Below are 18,473 nucleotides of genomic sequence, written 5' to 3'. Positions count from 1 at the left end.
GACTTAGACTCCCTCTGCGTGTCTGCGCTTGAAGTTGAGAATCGATGGCCTGGCCACGGCATTAGCCTCCATCAACTCGGTCGTCTGCGTGCTGTCAATGCCCGCCGCCACTTGGGCGATCGAGACGTTCTTCATCAGTTGACGGGCATCCACACCCAGTCCGCGCTCGTTCATCCGTGCAACGATGCGGAACAGCTGGAGACTGTCGGCACCGAGGCTGAAGAACGGCTGGTCGACTCCAATATGCTGGAGACCGAGCACTTCACCCCAGATTGCAGCAATGCTGGCCTGCGTCGGCGTCATGGCTGCCGGTTGTGCCGCAGCAGCCGGGGCAGCCGGCACTTCGATCAGCGTGGCGCCGGATTCGGCCGGCACGGGGGCCGCCGGAACCACCTTGAGCGCCGCGTGCTGCTGGCGAGCAGGTGTGGCCACCATGTCCGCTGTCGGCACGGGCAGGGCCTTGCGGTCGAGCTTGCCATTGCCGGTCTGGGGCAGCGTGGCCAGCGTCATCCACAGGCTCGGCACCATGTAGGCCGGCAGTTGTTCGGCAACATGCGCCGCGACTGTTCCCAGGTCGGTCTTGTCGGCGGCAGCTTCTACGATGTAGCCCACGAGGCGAGGACTGTCGTTGACGGTACGCAGGGCAACCGCAGCCGCTGCAACGCCAGGCGCCTTACGCAGGGCAGCCTCGATATCCTCGATCTCGATACGGAAGCCGCGCAGCTTGATCTGCTGGTCGCGACGGCCGAGATGCAGGAGCGAGCCATCGGCGAGCCGCTTGGCAAGGTCGCCCGTGCGGTAGAGCCTACGCGGTGCAGCACCTTCGATAGCAACCTGCGTGAAAGCGGCATCGGTGAGATCGGCGCGGTTGAAATAGCCCTTTGCCAGGCCTTCGCCACCAATCCACAGTTCGCCCGTGACACCTTCCGGCGCCAGATGCAGGTCGTCGGTCAGCACGTGCAGGTCGGTATTGGCGAGGGGCGAACCGAGAACCACAGACCCGTTCGCAACCACACGCGACGCAGACGACCAGATCGTTGTTTCAGTCGGGCCATACAGGTTCCACACTTCAGCGCCGGTCGCCAGCAGCTTGTCGGCGAGGTCACGCGGCAACGGTTCACCGCCGCAGAGGATCTTGAAGCCCTTCGGCACCTTGAAGCCGGCTTCGAGCAACATGCTCCAGAGCGATGGCGTCGCCTGCAGAACCGTGGCGCCTTCATCCTTCAGCCGCGTCACCAGCTCGTAGCCGGTACGCACTTCCGTATGGCCCGCGATGAACGTCTGTCCGCCCACGATCAGCGGCAGGAACAGCTCGAGGCCGGAGATATCGAAGGAGAACGTGGTGACTGCCACGATGCGGTCCCTTGCATCAAAGCCCGGCGCTTGCGCCATCGACAACAGGAAGTTGCTCAGTGCGCGATGGCCAATCTCCACGCCCTTCGGCTTGCCCGTCGAGCCCGACGTGAAGATCACGTACGCTGAATCCGCATCCGACACGGTGGGCAGCGTCACGTCTTCGTCGTCGCTTTCGGCAAGCAGCGCTTCCAGTTCCAGCACGCGATGTTCACCCGCTTCCAGCACGGTGCGGATGGCAGCATCGCTGAGGATGGCGGCGATGCCGGCACCATCGAGGATCTGGCTCAGGCGCGCAGCCGGCATGGTCATGTCGAGCGGCACGTAGGCGCAACCGGCGCGCCACACGCCAATCATGGCAGCCACGGTCATGGCCGTGCGGTCCATCGCGATGGCGACGCGTCCGCGCGGTGCGATACCCGCTGCTACGAGCCTGCGGGCGATCTGGCTGGCGCGTGCATCGAGCTCGACATAAGCCAGGCTTTCCTTCTCGTCCGACACGGCCGTCGTATCGGGAGTTTGGTGGGCCTGCGCTGCGATCAACGCCGGGGTCGTCTGCGACAGATCGAAGTCACGCTGCGTGGCGTTCAGCTCGTCGCGAAGATGGCGAATCTCGCTTTCGTTCATCAAAGGCAGTGCTGCGATCGCCGTTTCCGGATTCTGGGCGATGCCGCCAAGCAAGGTTTCGTAGTAACCGAGCCAACGCTGCACGGTCGCTTCGTCATAGACGTCGGTGTTGTAGTCGCAATCCATGCGAAGACCTTCCACCGATTCGATCACGTTCAGGAACAGATCGAAGTTGCTGTATGCCTTCGCGTTCGGTGTGAAGTGCGTGGCGACGCCGGCCATGTCGAGCTGTTCGTCAACCTTCTCCAGGTTGAATTGCAGTTCGGTCAGCGGCAGCCGGTTGAAGTCGCGCTTGATACCAAGGTCGCGGACAAGTGCGCCGTAGGTGTAGTTTTGACGGTCGCCCGCATCGAACACGTGATCACGCACAGCTTTCATGTGAGCAGCGAAAGGCTTCTCGCGGTCGAACTTGACGCGCAGCGGCAGGAAGTTGACGCAGTGACCGACCAGCAGCGCTTCACCCGCTTGGGACTGACCAGCCATCGGGGCGGCGATCACGACATCGTCATTCCCGGAGAGACGGCCAAACAGTACTTGCGCGGCACCGAACAGGGTGGCGAACAGCGAGCAGCCTTGCTTCGACGAAGCGGTTTTCACTTGCTTGAGCAGCGGTGCTCCTACATGACGCGTCGTCGAGGCGCCGCGGAAGCTCTTCAGCTCGGGGCGCGGACGGTCGCCCGGCAGATCGATTTGCGGAGCGGGATCGCGATGCAGGTTCAGCCAGAAGTCACGCGTCTCTGCTTCGATACCGGCCTCATCCTGCGCCTTGGCGAAAGCGAGGAAGCTTTGCACTTCGTCGAGTTCGGCCTTGCTGCCCGAAATCTCGGCCGCGTAGAGGGCGCCCAGGTCGCGCAGGACGATGTTGATCGACCATCCGTCGCAGACAATGTGATGGGCGGTGAACACGAAGGCCCACTTCTGAGCTTCCAGACGCACCAGCGCGGCGCTGACCAGCGGAGCACGCGTCAGATCGAAGACTTCGCGCGCTTCTGCATCGATGAAAGTCTGCAGTTCACCAGCCGCATCGGCGTGGCCGGAAAGGTCGAACTTTTCCAGCGGAACCGTGGTTGCCGCGTCTGCAAACATCTTGTCGCCGGAGCGCGAGAAGCGAGCGCGCAACGCATCGTGGCGGGCAATCGTCGCAGCGAAGGCGCGTTCGAAAGCGGCCTCGTTGAAGTGGCCCGTCAGTTCGAGGGTGAACGATTCGTTGAACACGAGCGATGCTTCGTTACCCAACTGCGCCGACATCCAGATTTCTTTCTGCGGCTCGGTCAGCGGAGACTCGGTGAGCGGCTTCGGTTCAGCTGCCGTCGGCAGAGCGTCCTTGTTGCCGCGAAGAATGCCGACGGCCTGCAGCGCGTCGATACTTTCGATGAACGCATCGCCAATCCGCTGGATGTCTTCATCCGAGTGGCTGGTCGTCAGGAAGCAGGGGAAGCCTTCCATGATGTGGACGCCGAGGTAGCGCATGTACGGGTAGAACAGGCTGCCCAAGCGGTCTTCGCCCGAGAGGCTGACATAGAACCAGCTCGAGAACGATTCGGCGCGTGCAGCAATGCCGACTTTTTCCAGGTGAGCATTGATGCGCTGAACGAGGCCGCTCATGCGCACGCCGAGGTTTTCCTGCAGTGCCGGGCCGGCTTCCTTGAGGTGCAGGAGGACGGCTTTCATCGCGGCCAACACCACCGGATGGCGCACGAACGTACCCGCGAAGAAGGTCGGCGGGACTTCGGGAACCGACGCGTCGCCGAATTGCCATTGGCCGCCGTCGAGCGCATCCATGTACTGTGAGCTGCCGGCGAGGACGCCGACGGGCAGGCCGCCGCCAACTACCTTGCCGTACGTCGCCATGTCGCCCTTGATGCCCCAGTAGCCTTGCATGCCGGCCTGATGGACGCGGAAGCCCGTGACGACTTCATCGACGATCAGTGCGGACTCATTGGCTGCGGTGACATCGCGCAATTGCTGCACGAATTCCTTCGGGCGCAGGTTCGGATGGCGTGACTGCACCGGCTCGATCAGGACAGCGGCGATATCGTCGATATTGGCCTTGATCCACTCCAGGCTTTCCGACCGGGCGTACGGCAGCACGACCATGTTGCCCACCGAGTTCTTCGGGATGCCGGGGGCGAGCGGGAAAGCACGCGGGACGCCCGCTTCGCTGCCCGGCTTGACGAGGACTTCGTCGAACTGGCCGTGATAGTCGCCGTCGAAGCAGACGACCTTGTCCTTGCCCGTCACGGTGCGCGCGAGACGCATGGCTGCCATCACCGCTTCCGAACCGGTATTGCAGAACGTCACGCGCTGATGGCCGGTCATATCGGCGAACATCTGGGCGACTTCACCCGCGAGCGGGGACTGCGGTCCGATGGCAAAACCTTCCGCCATCTGCTTGTTGACTGCTTCAACCACGAAATCCGGCGTATGGCCAAACGCCGTCTGGCCGTAGCCATTGACCACATCGACATATTCATTGCCGTCGATATCCCAGATCTTCGAACCCTTGGAACGCTGGGCGACGATCGGATAGACAAGCTCTTTCCAGTCCTCGGTGAAGCCGCTGGCGGTGCGCGGATCGGCAAGCACGGCACGATAAGACTGCGTGCGCGACTTGGACGACGCGGTCTTCGCCGAGTAGCGAGCCGACAGATCGCCGATGAAAGCCTTCTGGACATCGGTGATCGCCGCCGAGGTCGAAGCGCCTGGCTTGTACGCGGTGAAGCGCGAAGGGCGGTTCTCGTCGAAGTTGATCTGCGGAGCGGTGGACGCCACGGCAGCCGTGACCGACTTGAGCGCAACGGTCAGGGCCGGAGCCTGGATTGCCGCTGCGGGCTGCTGAGCGGCCGCGGGCACGCCCTGGAACATCTGCAGTTGACGCTCCATCAGGGACTGCATGGCGGCGAGCTGGTCGCGGATCACGGATTGCATGTCGCCTGTGGCCGCCGCGAAGGTCGTGACCGGAGCGGCCATGCCCGCAACAGCGGCCGGTACGGCTGCGACTTCCGATACGGCTGCGACCGGGGCTGCGGCCGGCGCGGCTTCAGGCACCGGGTCAGCCGGCAAGGCGCCATCGAGGAACTGCGCGAGCGCGGGCAGCGTCGGGTAGTCGCTCATGATCTGCCGGAAGCTGATCGTGACGTCGTAGCGGCGGCGCAGCTGACGGGAGACTTGTCCCATGAACAGCGAGTCGTAACCGAGATCCCAGAAGGTCACGTCCGGGTTGGACGTATCCGGTGCTTCACCGGACATCTCGGTGAGCAGTGACGCGAGTTCAGCGATGAGACGCGGGGTGCGATCGATTTGGACGGCTTGGGTCATGGCGGTCTTGGGAGTGTCGGTTATAACGTCGGACGAAGCGGGAGCGGCAATGGTCGCGGCGGCCGTGGTCGTGTTGTTGGAAGAAGTGGTTGCAGGAGCGTCAATCCAGTGCCGTTCGGGTTCGAACGAATAGGCCGGCAGCGAAATGCGGCGGGCGGCTTCGGCCTGAACGGATTTCCAGTCCGGCGTGACTCCGTTGAGCCACAGCCGCCCGGTCGCTTCGGCGAGGACGGAAAGCTCGCGGTCGCGCAGCGCGAAATCAGGCAAAGACGCAATCGCGCCCGAATGGCGGTCCTTGGGCAGACCCTGCATGACGAAGGTCGACAGCGTCCGGCCGGGACCAATTTCCAGGAACAGCGGCTTGCCGTCTGCCGTCACCGTGGTCAGCGCGTCGTTGAAACGCACCACGTTGCGGCAGTGACTGGCCCAGTAAAGTCCCGGCACCGGTTGATCCATCGCCGCCCACTGGCCGGTCACGGAGGACACGTACGGGATCTTCGGCCGTGCGAAAGAAAGGGTATCGGCAAGCTTGGCAAGATCTTCCACGACGCCGGACATCATGCGCGAGTGGAAGGCATGCGAGGTATGCAGACGGCGATGCTCGATATCGCTTGCCTTCAGCGTCGCCTCGAAAGCTTCGATAGCCGCGAAGGGGCCTGCCACTACGCTGAGCGTTGGCGCATTGACCGCTGCCAGGTCGACATCGTCCGGCAGGATGCGCAGGAGATCGGCCTCTGACAGGCGCACGACCAGCATCGCGCCCGGTTCGGCCGACTGCATGAGCGCGCCACGCTGAGCGATCAGGGTCAGTGCATCTTCGAAGCTGATCGCCTCGGCTACGCATGCTGCGACCAGCTCGCCAACGCTATGGCCGATCATGGCCGTCGGCTTGATGCCGCGCGAGATCCACAGTTGCGCCAGCGCATATTCGACCAGGAACAAGGCCGGTTGCGCGTAGATCGTCGAACGGATCGGATGCGGCGTGTCGTCGCCTTCCGGCGCTTCGCTCAACAGCAGCGTGCGCATATCCAGCCCGACGAGCGGCGCCAGCGCTTCGGCGCCCTTGTCGATCCATTCGCGATAGACCGGTTCGGTCCGATACAGCGCTGCTCCCATGCCCGGGTACTGAGCGCCCTGGCCGGGAAACATGAAGACCACCGCGGGCGCGGCCTGAGGAGCCTGGGCTTCAATGGCTCCCTTTTGAAGCTTCGCCTGGGCCTGATCGAGGCTATCGGCGATGACTACGGCGCGGTGGGTGAAGGAGCGGCGGCCCGTTTGCAGCGTCGCGGCGACGTTGGCGAGCGAGACGCCGGGATTGGCTACCAGATGACCGGCGAGATTGGCCTTGGCGCGTTCGAGCGCTGCCGGGCTTCTTGCCGACAGCGGCAAGATCTGCAACTGCTCTGACGGCGCATCTTGCGAATCACATGCGGCATCGACGCGATAGGGCGCTTCTTCCAGCACCACATGGACGTTCGTACCGCCCACGCCGAAGGAGCTCACGCCAGCGCGACGCGGTGCCGGGCCATCAGCCCAGGGACTTGCCGCGCTGTTGAAGAAGAACGGGCTGCTCGCGGAGTCGATGGCCGGGTTGGGCGAATTGAAATGCAGGAGCGGCGGCAGGACACGGTCGCGCAGCGCAAGCGACGCGGCGATGAAACCCGTCACGCCGGCGGCCGCGTCAAGGTGTCCCACATTGGCCTTCGCCGAGCCGAGGGCACAGAACTGGCCGCCCTCGACGCCGCCCAGGCGGAATGCCTGCACGAGGCCGGCGAATTCGATGGGGTCACCAAGCGGCGTCGCCGTACCATGCGCTTCGATATAGCCGATGGAGGACGGATCGATGCCGGCCTCGGCGTGCGCGATGGCGATGGCGCGGGCCTGCGCATCGACGCTGGGAGCAGTGAAACCGACCTTGTCGGAACCGTCGTTGTTGATGCCGACACCACGGACCACGGCATAGATCGGGTCCTTGTCAGCGATGGCGTCTTCAAGCCGTTTCAGCAAGACAACGCCGGCGCCGCTGCCGAACACCGTGCCGCTGGCGCTGGCGTCGAACGGGCGGCAAATGCCGTCGGGCGCACCCATGCCGCCTTCTTCGTAGAAGTAGCCGCGCTTTTGCGGGAAGGTGACCGACACGCCGCCGGCCAGCGCCATGTCGCAGCGTCCCGAGCGAAGGTTCTCCACCGCCATGCCAATTGCGGTCATCGAGGTCGAGCATGCCGTCTGCACCGACATGGCCGGGCCCGTGAGGCCGAGCTTGTACGCGGTGCGGGTGGCGACGAAATCACCGGCGCCAACCAGCTTTTGATACTCGCCGATCTGGAACTGGCTCGTGAACTCGTCGATGACTCCGCGATCCGACAGCACGTGCTTGAGGAAGTAGGTGTTCATCGAGGTGCCGGCGAACACGCCGACAGCGCCTGCGATCTTGGCCGGATCGTAGCCGGCATCTTCAAACGCTTCCCACGCGATCTCGAGGAACAGGCGTTGTTGCGGATCGGTCAGCGCTGCTTCGCGCGCCAGCATGCCGAAGAAGCCGGCATCGAAACGGTCGACGTCCGCGAGTATCGGCCGCGCCTTGACGTAACGCTCTTCGCGGCGAGCGCTGTCGTCGAAACTGTCTTCCAGTTCCGCCACATCGAAATGCGTGATGCAGTCGCGACCCGCGAGGATGTTGGCCCAGAGCTCGGAGACATTGCGTGCGCCCGGGAACCGTCCCGACATGCCGATGACGGCGATAGCACCGCCTTGCGTGTCCCGGCGCGGCTTGATTGCCTCATCCTTCGTCACTCCGAGGGTGGCACGCAGATGCGTGGCCAGCGCCTCGACATTAGGATGGCGAAACAGATCCACCAGCGCGACCTTGGCCGCCACGTCGCGCACGATGATGGCGTGCGCGCGCATCAGGTCCAGCGAACGCAGTCCAAGGTCAAAGAAGTTCGCGCGGCGATCGACCGGGTTGCCGAGGAGTTCTTCGAACACAGCAGCCAGCTTCCCGGCGATATCGTCGTCCATCGGTTCCGGTGCGGGCGTTGCTGCGGCAGGCGTATCGAGCCCCGCCAGCAGGGCTTTGCGATCGACCTTGCCATTCGGCGTCAGGGGAAAGGCCGGCAGGATACGCAATTCCGTCGGCATCATGTAGTCGGGCAAGGTAGCCTTGAGATAAGCGCGGATGGCGTCATGCAAGACGGCGGGAGCTGCCGCATCAGCCTTCACGAAGCCGGCGATGGCCTTGCCCCTGCGGCCTTCGAACGCGGCCACGGCTGCATCGGCGACGCCGGGAGCCGCACGCAACGCATGTTCGATTTCATCGAGCTCGATGCGTTTGCCGGCAATCTTGATCTGGCGATCGTTGCGACCCAGGAAATCGATGGCCCCGTCCGGGCGCCGGCGAACCAGGTCACCGGTACGGTAGAGCTTGGAACCGGGGGTAAACACGTCGTCGACGAACTTCTCCGCCGTCAGTTCGGGACGATTCAGGTAGCCGAGCGCAACGCCGTCACCGCCCACGACGAGCTCACCGACTTCTCCCTCGCCAACCGGAACAAGCTTGTCGTCCACGATATAAACGGCCGTGCCCGCGATAGCGTCGCCGATGGGAATGGCGTCGCCATTCGCCAGGGCCTCGCCGCCGCGCGGAATGCGGTAGCAGCAGGAGAAAGTCGTGTTCTCGGTCGGGCCGTAGCCGTTGATGATCTGCAGGCCTGCATGGGCTTCCATGACCTTGCGAACGTGAACGGGCGACAGCACGTCTCCGCCCGTCAGGACTTCCTTGAGCGGTACAAACGCTTCCAGCCGATAGTCGGCGAGCGCATTGAAGAGGCCGGCCGTGAACCAGGCGCTCGTGACGCCAAGCCGCGCAATTTCGGACGCAACTACGTCAAGCGAAGGCTGAACCTCGTTGATGACGGCAGCGCAGCCGCCATTCAGGAGCGGACCCCAGATTTCGAGCGTGCTTGCATCGAAGGCGAGGGGAGCCAGGTTGAGGAACCGCGTCTTCGGCGTCAGGTCAGTGAAGCTCTGGCCACGCACCAGGCGCAAAATGGCGCGGTGCGGCACGACCACGCCCTTGGGTTTGCCGGTCGAGCCGGAGGTGTACATGATGTAGGCGGCGTCGTCGCCACCGGATGCCTGGAGCGCAGCGGGATCGGCGGCCACCGACAATGCCACGATCTCCGCCAGATCGACCACTACGCCGTTCAGGTCGCCCACGCTCGCGAGAGCCGCCGCTTCTGCGATGATGAGCTTGGGCGAGCAATCGGCAACGATGAAATCGAGCTGCGCGCGAGGATAGGCCGGATCCAGCGGTACATAGACGGCGCCCACGCGCAGGATGGCCAGGATCAACGCCAGCGTGTCGCGGCTGCGCGGAACCATGATGGCGCAGCGCTCGCCTCGCTCCAGTCCCATGCGGGCGAGGACGGTTGCAAGACGGGCCGAACGTTCGTTGAGGGCGGCATAACTTTCTTCGCCCGTTGTATCGATCACAGCAAGATGATTGCGAAATGCCGCACATACGGCATCGAAGCGCACTGCCACACCGGGTACATCACCTGGACCGCTCGGCAAATCGTCTAGATATCCATCTCTGTGTGACATTTGCTGCTCTCCAATATTTTAGAATGTAGGCCTTGTACTGAGTTACGCCTGGGCGATAAGCGCGCAGCTAGCACATATGACGGCGGCCGTTCACGGGAGGCGTAAATAGCACGAAGCTGCGCACGCCTAACCCGTTCCTCGAACGTGAAATTTACTGTAAGAGAAAGTTAATCGCCCTTGACATAACTATCCGTTCGTCGTCGCACACACCAACGATGCAACAACACATCGCGCCGAGAAGCTCGCGCGCCTGGAGCGTGTCGGGCACTTTTGCTCAAATCCGGGACGTGGCGGGAGGACAGGGGCACGCCATACACGATCGACGTTTCGGACGAGGAAGGGAGCCAGGTCGCTCCATAGGGCGCAAGCAGATGCATCGTGGCGCGTCGTGGCGCGTCGTGGCGTATCCCCGACCTGCTCTCGCTGTGGGAGCCGGTCTGCAAGCAAACGCAACGTCCGCTTAACGCGGCTTGCTTCGAGGGGATGGGTAAACGATTGGTGTTCGGTGCCGCACGCGGCGCAATCGCGTCAGGCCGATCAGGTTTGTTCCGGCACAGCGTGAGAATGCGCCCGTCCCGGTTTCTCGACGGCGGGCCGTTTCTCTGATTCTCTGTCTCTGGTGAAGACGCCGCCGCTCAGTTCATTTCGACGATCGACCAGTCCGTGCGTCGGGCCGCTACCGCTCCCGCACAGGTCGGACTGGATGAGAGGGCGCAAATGCGCCAATGCCTTGCCTCTTCCGCTTCGCCGCCAACAAAGCGAGGCATTGTGTCACCGCGGATGGAAAGATCGAACTCGAAATGAGTGGGTGGCAAGATAAAGCCGGTGCCGAGCGCTTTCAAGCAGGCTTCTTTGCGCGCCCAGCTTTCAAAGAAGACTTCCTGTCGTTCTCCATCCGGCAATGCGGTGAATTGCGCGAGCTCCCGGTTGGAGAATACTTCGAGCGGCACACACTCCTCGATCGGGCGAACATTCTCTACGTCGATGCCGACCTCGAAACCATTCGAGATTGCGAGAGCCGCCACATTTTCGCTGTGGCTGAGGTTGAAGTAGATATTGCGTTCAGGAGGTTGAGTCGTGCAGAAAGGTTTGCCATCCGAACCATAGTCAAGGGCGACTTCCTTCGGTGTTAACCCGAGATAGCGGCTGAGTAGCCGCCTGAGTTCACCTCGTCCCGCTACGAAACGACGGCGATGCAGTTCGAAGCGGAATTTATCGGCGCGCTCTCGCTCTTGAGCAGATAGTATTTGCCAGTACCGATCAAATTCACCACCGCAGTCATCGAGATCCCACTGCCAGACATGCACTTCGTGCGCCGATGGCGGTGCGAGGAGAGAAAAGGACATTGAATGCCTGGAGTGCGGCTGGTGGCGGGGCTTCGTGATTCTACAGGATCGATACGGGTCATCAAAAGCTGGGAGAGCGCAGCTGCGCCGCAACCGTTGCTGCGGACTGTCATTCCTGCGTATATAAACGTATAGGCGTCACTGCGCGATCGGCTTAGGATGGTTATCGAGAGTGGACCTATCAGCCAGGCAATTCGTGACCCGAGGGGAATTTCTGGCGGTCCTGAACGTTTATATATATCGTTAAGGCCGATCAGCGATCACGGCTGCGGCTGTTTGCATGTGGGCCATCGAACAGTGCCGTCCTGCGCGCAGCGGTCTAATAATACGGTGACGAATGGCTGAGAGGCGCACGTTGTCCGAATTCGATCCACAAACGAGCGTAAAAGCGAATGAAAATATTAATAGCCAATACCTTATACAGCCCCGACATGGTGGGAGGGGCGGAGATATCTACGCAAATACTTGCGGAGGGCTTGGTTGCGGCAGGCGCCGAAGTGTGCGTCGTCTGTGCGACAGGTACGGGCGTTGATCGGGTGAGCGAACTGAACGGCGTGAAGATTTATCGTCTGCGTCTTAATAACTTTTATTGGCCCCATAATTCAAACAAGCACTCGCGGATCATGAAGATGATCTGGCACGCAGTCGATGTCCATAACGTCCTTATGGCACTTAAATTAAAAAAGATCATTCAGCGGGAAAAGCCGGATATCGTCAGCACGAGCAATCTGGCATGCCTTTCCATCGGCATCTGGCGTATATCGAAGCAAGCGGGTGTGCCGATCGTTCACACCGCGCGCGACTACTACCTGATGTGCCCGTCATCGAAGATGCTGTCGCATAACAAATCATGCGAACGACAGTGCGGAGTCTGCGCGCGCTATACCGGACCGAAGAGAACCGCGTCACAACGTGTCGATGCTGTTATCGGCGTGAGCCGGTTCGTGTTGCAGAAGCATCTCGACAGCGGATATTTCGCGAACGCCTCCACAACGGGGGTTATCAACGACTGCTATCTTCCAATGAAGAGCGAAGCGCCGCCTGTGGTGTCGAACGTATCGCCCGAAGGCGTAGTTCGGCTCGGCGTGCTTGGGCGGGTATCCCCCGAGAAAGGCATAGAAGTGCTTCTCGACCAGTTGTGCCGCGATTCGTCGCTGAACTGGACCTTGTCGATTGCCGGCAGCGGTGACGCAGCCTACCTGGCTACGCTGAAGAGCACGTATAACGATCGGCGCATCAACTTCGTCGGCCACGTGGTGCCCGCGCAATTCCTTCAGAGCATCGACATTCTCGTTGTGCCGTCGAAGTGGAATGAGCCATTCGGCCGTGTCACGGTCGAGGCTTATTCGCACGGTGTTCCCGTTGTTGGCGCAAACACCGGCGGCATCCCCGAGGTGATCGAGCCGAACTCACACCTGGTCTTCGACATTGATCAGCCGCATACGGTGATCGACAAGATCCACGAGGCTGTCCGGCTGTTGAAAGATCCTCAGACACCAGCGCGTTTGCGCAATTACGCGGAATCGTTTAGCCCGAAGGCCATGGTCGAGGCTTATCTGGAGGTGTATAAAAATGCGCTGAAAGCGAGGCCGTATAGCGTTGCTGCAGCGCATCAGAAAGTCACGCCATAGTGCGTATCAAGGCCTCTCGTTCTCTCGTTCTTTCGTTAATAGAAGGCCTTGGTTGAACGATCATCGAGAGACACGCCCTACACGCCAGCATCCGCTTTCTCTTTCTCGGAGAGGCGCTTCGGACGCGGGTTCAACGCGCGCCGGCTCTTCACGCGCAACGCGTTGAACTGGGCATGGCCGGCGGCGGTGTTATCGAAGATGCACCAGACTTCGTGCGCTTTTTTCGCCCGGTCGTGCAGCGTGAGCGCGAGGGCATCGAGGTAGGGAAATTCATAGGACGACTGGTACATCTCCGGCGAGCCATGCAGCCGGAAATACACCAGCGACGTATCTGCCCGATGCGCGATGAAACAGTCATCGGGTTGTGGATCAGCATCGACGTACGCGATCTTTTTCGACTTGAGCAAGGTCGCGGCGCTTTTCGTGAACCAGCTCTCGTGCCGTGCTTCCAGCGCAACCGGAATGTCCGTGCGTTCGCGCATCGATGTAAAAAACGACTTGGCCACCTCGGGATCGAATGCGAGGCTCGGCGGCAATTGCACCAGCCAGCAACCGAGCGTGTCGCCGAGTTGCGTCGCCGATTCGAGGAAGGCGTCGAGCAGCGGCTCGCAATTCACGAGGCGTGCGTCGTGCGTAATGGCCTTCGGGATCTTCACGGAAAAGCGAAACGAGCTGGGCACGCTGTCGCGCCAGCGTGCATACGTTTCCGCGCGATGCGGCCGGTAAAAGCTGGAGTTGATCTCGACGCAGGTCAACACCTGCGAATAACGGGCGAGGTGGGTACCCTCGCCGGGGAAGTGTTCCGCGACCGCGTCCGTAAGACCCCAGCCAGCGCAGCCGATCCGTACAGGGCCGGAACTGTGCTTGAGTGGGGGGAGCGATGGTTTGCGCAGCGGCATGGGTGAGTCTCGCTCCAGGAAAATATCAGTGGCGGGCTTCGCCCGGTGTAACGGGTGGCGCATCCGCTTGTGTATCTATGACCACAGGCGGCGTTTCGTCGTCGTCATCGTTCGAACGCGCCCAGAAGAATCGATCCGGCAAATACGCGCCCATGCCGGGCCTGAACGCTGCGCGGGTCGCCTGGAACACATATTCCTGGGCTTCGCGCGCGGCTTCCGCGGGTTCCTGACCGTTCGCCAGCAATGCGGCGATGGCGGACCCGAGCGTGTCGGTAATGCCCATCATGCGGTGCTCGGTCCGGTCCCACGTGTCCTGCCGGATCTGGCCTTCCTCGCTGTAAAGCGTGTTCACATGTCGATGCGTGCCCGTTTCCGTCGCCAGGATGTATTCGCAGCCCTGCGACAGCAAATGCGAGATCGCGGCGTCGAGCGAGGGCGCTTCGGCGTCGCCATCGGGCTGTGCGAGTTGCAGGAGCGTGGCGTGATCGGCGACAAGCATGGTGGTTTGCGGCACCAGCAAATCCGCGATCGATTCGCGCAATTCGTCCGCCGCCAGCACGTGCTCGTCGTCGAGCGTGAAGTCGGGCGCGAGGATCAGCGGCACGTCGTCGTAGTCGGCGACCACTTCTGCAATTGCGCTCACGACTTCCGCGCGCGTCGCCGCGCCGATCTTGAAGGCGGCTACAGGCATATCTTCCAGCAACATGCGGGCCTGAGTGCTGACTGTATCGGGGTCGAGGCCGGTGACTTCATCGCACGTCGCCGAGTCGCGCACGGTGTAGCCGGTCAGGACAGTGAGCCCGTGACAGCCCATGCTGGCAAGTGTCAGCAGGTCTGCCTGCAGGCCGGAGCCGCCCGTGGGATCGGACAGGCCAAAGGTCAGAACAATAGGAGGGGTGTCGCTGGGCATCGGATTATTCGTGTATTCAATCTATTGGCTATTCAAGCGGCCGGACAAGGAGTCGGCGCAAACGGCACGATTATGCGGCCTAAAGTCACGCGGACACATGAGATGGGCTTTTTTTCGCACCAAAAGCGGGTGAAACAGTGCGCGGGAAGCGATGCAACGAGGGACCGATACTGGCCGGAAGGGCGTTGCGCGCCGTGTAACGCTGATGTGACGGGGCCAGTGACGGTGCCATCAAGACGCTGATGAAACCCGAAAGCCTTCGGAATTTTGGCCGAATCCCGGCCGATCGGCCGACGCTGCTGCATTGCTAGGCATCGCGCCGCCAAACCGGTACCATCATGCACTCATTTAACCGATTGCCCGACGCGACATAAGTATGGAATACAGAAGCTGGATGTGCCTGATTTGTGGCTGGATCTATGACGAAGAAGCGGGACTGCCCGAGGAAGGGATTGCGCCGGGCACTCGCTGGGAAGACGTTCCAATCAACTGGACGTGTCCCGAATGCGGCGCACGCAAGGAAGACTTCGAAATGGTCCAGATCTGAGCAAAGGCTCGGATGTCGTGCAGGAAAAACCGCGCCGCATGGATGGGATGCCTTCATGCGGCGCGCCTTTGTTTACGAGTGGGCAACAGGCACGCGCTTCGCGTGATGCGTCGTGGTCGCTTCGTGGTCGCTTCGTGGTTCGCGGCGCGCATGATGGTCAGTTAGGCCACAATCAGATCAGTGAGCAGGAACGTTCGGCCAGCGAGTTGGCTCGACTCGACTCTTCGGGCGTGTGTCCGGGTTGTATCGCCAGAGGGGATGCGGCGGCATGCATCGGCATATCCTGGCGAAAACGTGCCCGGGTTCGATCAAGATCCATCCGATGCACGGCTTAGCGCCAGCGTCGGCTCGTGAGCGTTCCATGACAACACAATCCGGCTTGAGCAACACGTTCCAGGCATTGCCCAACCCGCGCGGGGGCGCCGTGCGGATTGCGGAAATGGCGCTGACCGACGCGCTGCACGCATTCATGCGCGACGGCGACACGCTCGGGGTTCTGCGCCGCGGGATTGGTGCATTGCACTCGGCGGGCTGGCTGCCGGCGCAGCGTTTCGGCGAGACCCTGGTGCTGGTGTCGCCGCTTGCCAGCCTCACCGACAAAAATCGCAACCAGTTCGCCGAGGCGCTGCGTGATTTCAGCGCGGCCGTGGAGCGCCGCAATCTGCGCGAGCTTGCCTGTTCCACGCTGCTGTTCGAGCATTATCGCGGGCTGCATGCGCTGATGGCTGCACATACCCGTGCCGCGCCCGTTTCCTTCGATGACCTCGCGCTCGCCGGCCGCGCCATTGCGCCGGCTACGCTGCGTTCCATTTCCCCTGAGCGCCTTGCTCGCGTGCGGGCGCACTATGAACGCGCGTTGCTGATGCTGCTGCGTCTGAAGGCCGGCGAGTTGAGGGGAGAGGCGGAAATCGTCTCTATCCTGGACGCGTGTCTCGCCGATCTCGCCGGTCCCGATCCCTACGATTTCTGGCGTCTGGCGGGGGCGGTGGTCCAGGCATTGCGTTTGCAACCCGATCCCGACACCGCCGCTGACGCGCATCGCCTGTACGCTCGCTTCAATCTGGTTCTCGCCGACCAGGCGCACGGCTTGTCGCATGCGCCCAAGTCGCTGGTGCGCGCCGCGCTTGCGCTGCTGTGGCGCGATTACGCGTTATACGGCGCGTCAGCGGAGGATTCCGTCCAGGTCGATGTGTTGCGCGACTATGGTCTGACGGTGGACTGGCATGTCGCCGCGTCGCAGGCGTCCGAGGACGCGTGGGAGCGCAATGCGGAGCAGGCGCGTGATGCCTCCACTCGCGATCTGGGCGTATTGCGCGTGAACGCGGTTGCGTACGAGGACTTCCTGACGAGCGCCGAGCCGGCTATTGGCGCGTTGATCGAGCATGGGATGTCGGCGCGGGAAGCAAGCCTTATTGATGTACCGGCCGCGCTCAAGGCTGCCGACGCGGCGTATCGGCTGGGCGCGGCGGCGTGTGCGCTGGGTCTGGGTCATGTCGCGTTGCTTGCCGACACGCTCGGGCTCGCGTGGCGGCGGATTGCGTATGACGCACAGACAACGCCGGAGGGCTCGCCGCTCGATGCCGCGATTCCCGAGAAGGCCGCTCAGGCGCTCGGCGCGATGTTGCATCAGGCAGCGGCGGGGATTGCGCCGTCGGAGGGCGGGGCGTCTGTTGCGGCGCTGACCGCGATGATCGAGAGGGGCATGACGGTCGCGCGATAAAGCGCTCACGTTCACAGTCAGGCCCCGCGCGTGAATTGAGCTACTTGATTGCGGCATACCGCGCGAGTGTGACTTTGCGCGCCGCATCGTGATCGACGATGGGCATGGGGTATTCAGCGCCCAGCGAAATCTTCGCGGCCTTCAACGCATCCGGTTTCGCTTTCCACGGCGCGTGGATGTCCTTATCCGACAAAGCGGCGAGTTCCGGCACGTAATGACGGATGAACTTGCCGTGGGTATCGAATTTCTCCGACTGCGTGATCGGATTGAAAATGCGGAAATACGGTTGCGCGTCGCAGCCGCTGGATGACGCCCACTGCCACCCGCCATTATTCGATGCCAGCTCGAAGTCGTTCAGCAGCGACTCGAAATACTGTTCCCCCCGCCGCCAGTCAAGTCCGAGATCTTTGGTGAGAAAGCTCGCCACGACCATCCGCAAGCGGTTATGCATATAACCCGACTGATTGATCTGGCGCATGGCGGCATCGACTAGCGGATACCCGGTCTGGCCTTCGCACCACGCGGCGAAATTGGCATCGGCGGCATCGCCCGTTTCCCACTTGATACGGTCATATTCCGGTTTGAACGCCTTGTGGTCGCCCGGTACGCCAACATACGGGAAATGGTGCAGCACCGAAAAATAAAAGTCGCGCCAGATCAGTTCAGACAGCCATGTTTCCGCGCCCCGATTGCCGTGGCGCTGAGCGTCGTGGGCGGTGCGGGCCAACGCGCGAATCGAGATGGTGCCATGCCGCAGATGCACGCTGAGATAGCTCGGTCCCTTGACGGACGGGAAGTCCCGGGTCCGGTCGTAATTGGCCATGCGGTCGATGAAATCATCGAAGAGCTGGTACGCGCCGCTCGATCCAGCCGGCAACGCGGGCGCGTGTGCGGCACTGAATCCAAGCGATTCCAGCGAGGGAATGGCATGCTTCACACCACTTGGCGGCCGCGCCAAAGCAGCGAGATTATCCTCCGACGCATACGGCTTCAAGGCGTCCGGCGTGAGCGATGCCAGCCAGTTACGCTTATAGGGCGTGAACACGGTGTACGGTTTTCCCGCGCCCGTCAGCACGTCGTCCTGATGAAAAATAACCTGGTCCTTGAACGTGAAAAACGCTACATCTGCACTGGCCAGTTTTTTGCCGATATCCTCGTCTCGCGCCTTCGCAGACGGTTCATAGTCGCGATTGGTGAAGACGGCGCCGACGCCGCATTCGCGGGCCAGCGCCGGAATCTCGTGCGACGGCACGCCGTGCCGAACGATCAGCCCACCGCCCGCGTCGCGCAGGGTTTTATCGAGTTCAATCAGGCTGGCATGAATAAACGGCACGCGCCGATCGTTTTGAGGAAGGGGCGAGAGAATTTCGCTGTCGAAAACGAACGCGCACAGCACCCGGCGACAGCGTGTTAGTGCGTGATAAAGTGCAGCATGGTCTGCTACGCGCAGGTCTCGTCGAAACCAGACTAGTCCCAGATCAAAGTCGGCCATCAAGCAGTGCCTTTGAAAAAATTTGAAT

The 18,473-nt window shown here is 62.0% G+C and carries 8 protein-coding genes; 3 read left to right on the top strand and 5 right to left on the bottom strand.

Annotated features, from left to right (window positions below; translation table 11 throughout):
* Positions 1-3: 3 nt before the first annotated feature.
* Both ACSOSP_RS09665 and ACSOSP_RS09660 read right to left on the bottom strand, forming a co-directional pair.
* Entirely contained in the window at positions 4-9,900 is a 9,897-nt protein-coding gene (locus ACSOSP_RS09665) for an amino acid adenylation domain-containing protein (protein ID WP_455306054.1), read from the bottom strand.
* 635 nt (positions 9,901-10,535) lie between these two features.
* Positions 10,536-11,246 carry a 4'-phosphopantetheinyl transferase family protein gene (locus ACSOSP_RS09660; protein ID WP_455306052.1) on the bottom strand — a complete coding sequence of 237 codons (711 nt, stop codon included), beginning with the start codon at positions 11,244-11,246 and terminating at the stop codon, positions 10,536-10,538.
* Between the two features lie 392 nt (positions 11,247-11,638).
* Here ACSOSP_RS09660 and ACSOSP_RS09655 point away from each other — a divergent pair, with 392 nt between their 5' ends.
* Positions 11,639-12,877 (top strand): glycosyltransferase family 4 protein, encoded by a 1,239-nt coding sequence (locus tag ACSOSP_RS09655; protein WP_455306050.1) that lies wholly within the window; start codon positions 11,639-11,641, stop codon positions 12,875-12,877.
* A gap of 77 nt (positions 12,878-12,954) precedes the next feature.
* On the opposite strand, the gene ACSOSP_RS09650 is transcribed toward ACSOSP_RS09655, so the two are convergent.
* Together ACSOSP_RS09650 and thiD are read right to left on the bottom strand one after the other, a co-directional pair.
* Positions 12,955-13,776: a DUF72 domain-containing protein gene (locus ACSOSP_RS09650; RefSeq protein WP_455306048.1), complete on the bottom strand. Its 822-nt coding sequence runs from the start codon at positions 13,774-13,776 to the stop codon at positions 12,955-12,957.
* Between the two features lie 25 nt (positions 13,777-13,801).
* Complete coding sequence (gene thiD / locus ACSOSP_RS09645) at positions 13,802-14,686, bottom strand: bifunctional hydroxymethylpyrimidine kinase/phosphomethylpyrimidine kinase (protein ID WP_455306046.1); 885 nt, start codon at positions 14,684-14,686, stop codon at positions 13,802-13,804.
* 376 nt (positions 14,687-15,062) lie between these two features.
* Here thiD and ACSOSP_RS09640 point away from each other — a divergent pair, with 376 nt between their 5' ends.
* Positions 15,063-15,233 (top strand): rubredoxin, encoded by a 171-nt coding sequence (locus ACSOSP_RS09640; protein ID WP_025527884.1) that lies wholly within the window; start codon positions 15,063-15,065, stop codon positions 15,231-15,233.
* 361 nt (positions 15,234-15,594) lie between these two features.
* Positions 15,595-16,953: a hypothetical protein gene (locus ACSOSP_RS09635; RefSeq protein WP_455306042.1), complete on the top strand. Its 1,359-nt coding sequence runs from the start codon at positions 15,595-15,597 to the stop codon at positions 16,951-16,953.
* 40 nt (positions 16,954-16,993) lie between these two features.
* On the opposite strand, the gene ACSOSP_RS09630 is transcribed toward ACSOSP_RS09635, so the two are convergent.
* Positions 16,994-18,445 carry a cryptochrome/photolyase family protein gene (locus tag ACSOSP_RS09630; protein WP_455306040.1) on the bottom strand — a complete coding sequence of 484 codons (1,452 nt, stop codon included), beginning with the start codon at positions 18,443-18,445 and terminating at the stop codon, positions 16,994-16,996.
* Between the last annotated feature and the right edge of the window lie 28 nt (positions 18,446-18,473).

It is taken from the genome of Caballeronia sp. KNU42 (assembly GCF_053760385.1).
The sequence above is the reverse complement of the archived record's forward strand: the minus strand, read 5'-3'. Positions and strand labels throughout refer to the sequence as shown.

Coding starts and splice junctions, on each gene's coding strand:
- ACSOSP_RS09665 (WP_455306054.1), bottom strand. CDS start 9,900: ATGTCACACAGAGATGGATATCTAGACGATTTGCCGAGCGGTCCAGGT.
- ACSOSP_RS09660 (WP_455306052.1), bottom strand. CDS start 11,246: ATGTCCTTTTCTCTCCTCGCACCGCCATCGGCGCACGAAGTGCATGTC.
- ACSOSP_RS09655 (WP_455306050.1), top strand. CDS start 11,639: ATGAAAATATTAATAGCCAATACCTTATACAGCCCCGACATGGTGGGA.
- ACSOSP_RS09650 (WP_455306048.1), bottom strand. CDS start 13,776: ATGCCGCTGCGCAAACCATCGCTCCCCCCACTCAAGCACAGTTCCGGC.
- thiD (WP_455306046.1), bottom strand. CDS start 14,686: ATGCCCAGCGACACCCCTCCTATTGTTCTGACCTTTGGCCTGTCCGAT.
- ACSOSP_RS09640 (WP_025527884.1), top strand. CDS start 15,063: ATGGAATACAGAAGCTGGATGTGCCTGATTTGTGGCTGGATCTATGAC.
- ACSOSP_RS09635 (WP_455306042.1), top strand. CDS start 15,595: ATGACAACACAATCCGGCTTGAGCAACACGTTCCAGGCATTGCCCAAC.
- ACSOSP_RS09630 (WP_455306040.1), bottom strand. CDS start 18,445: ATGGCCGACTTTGATCTGGGACTAGTCTGGTTTCGACGAGACCTGCGC.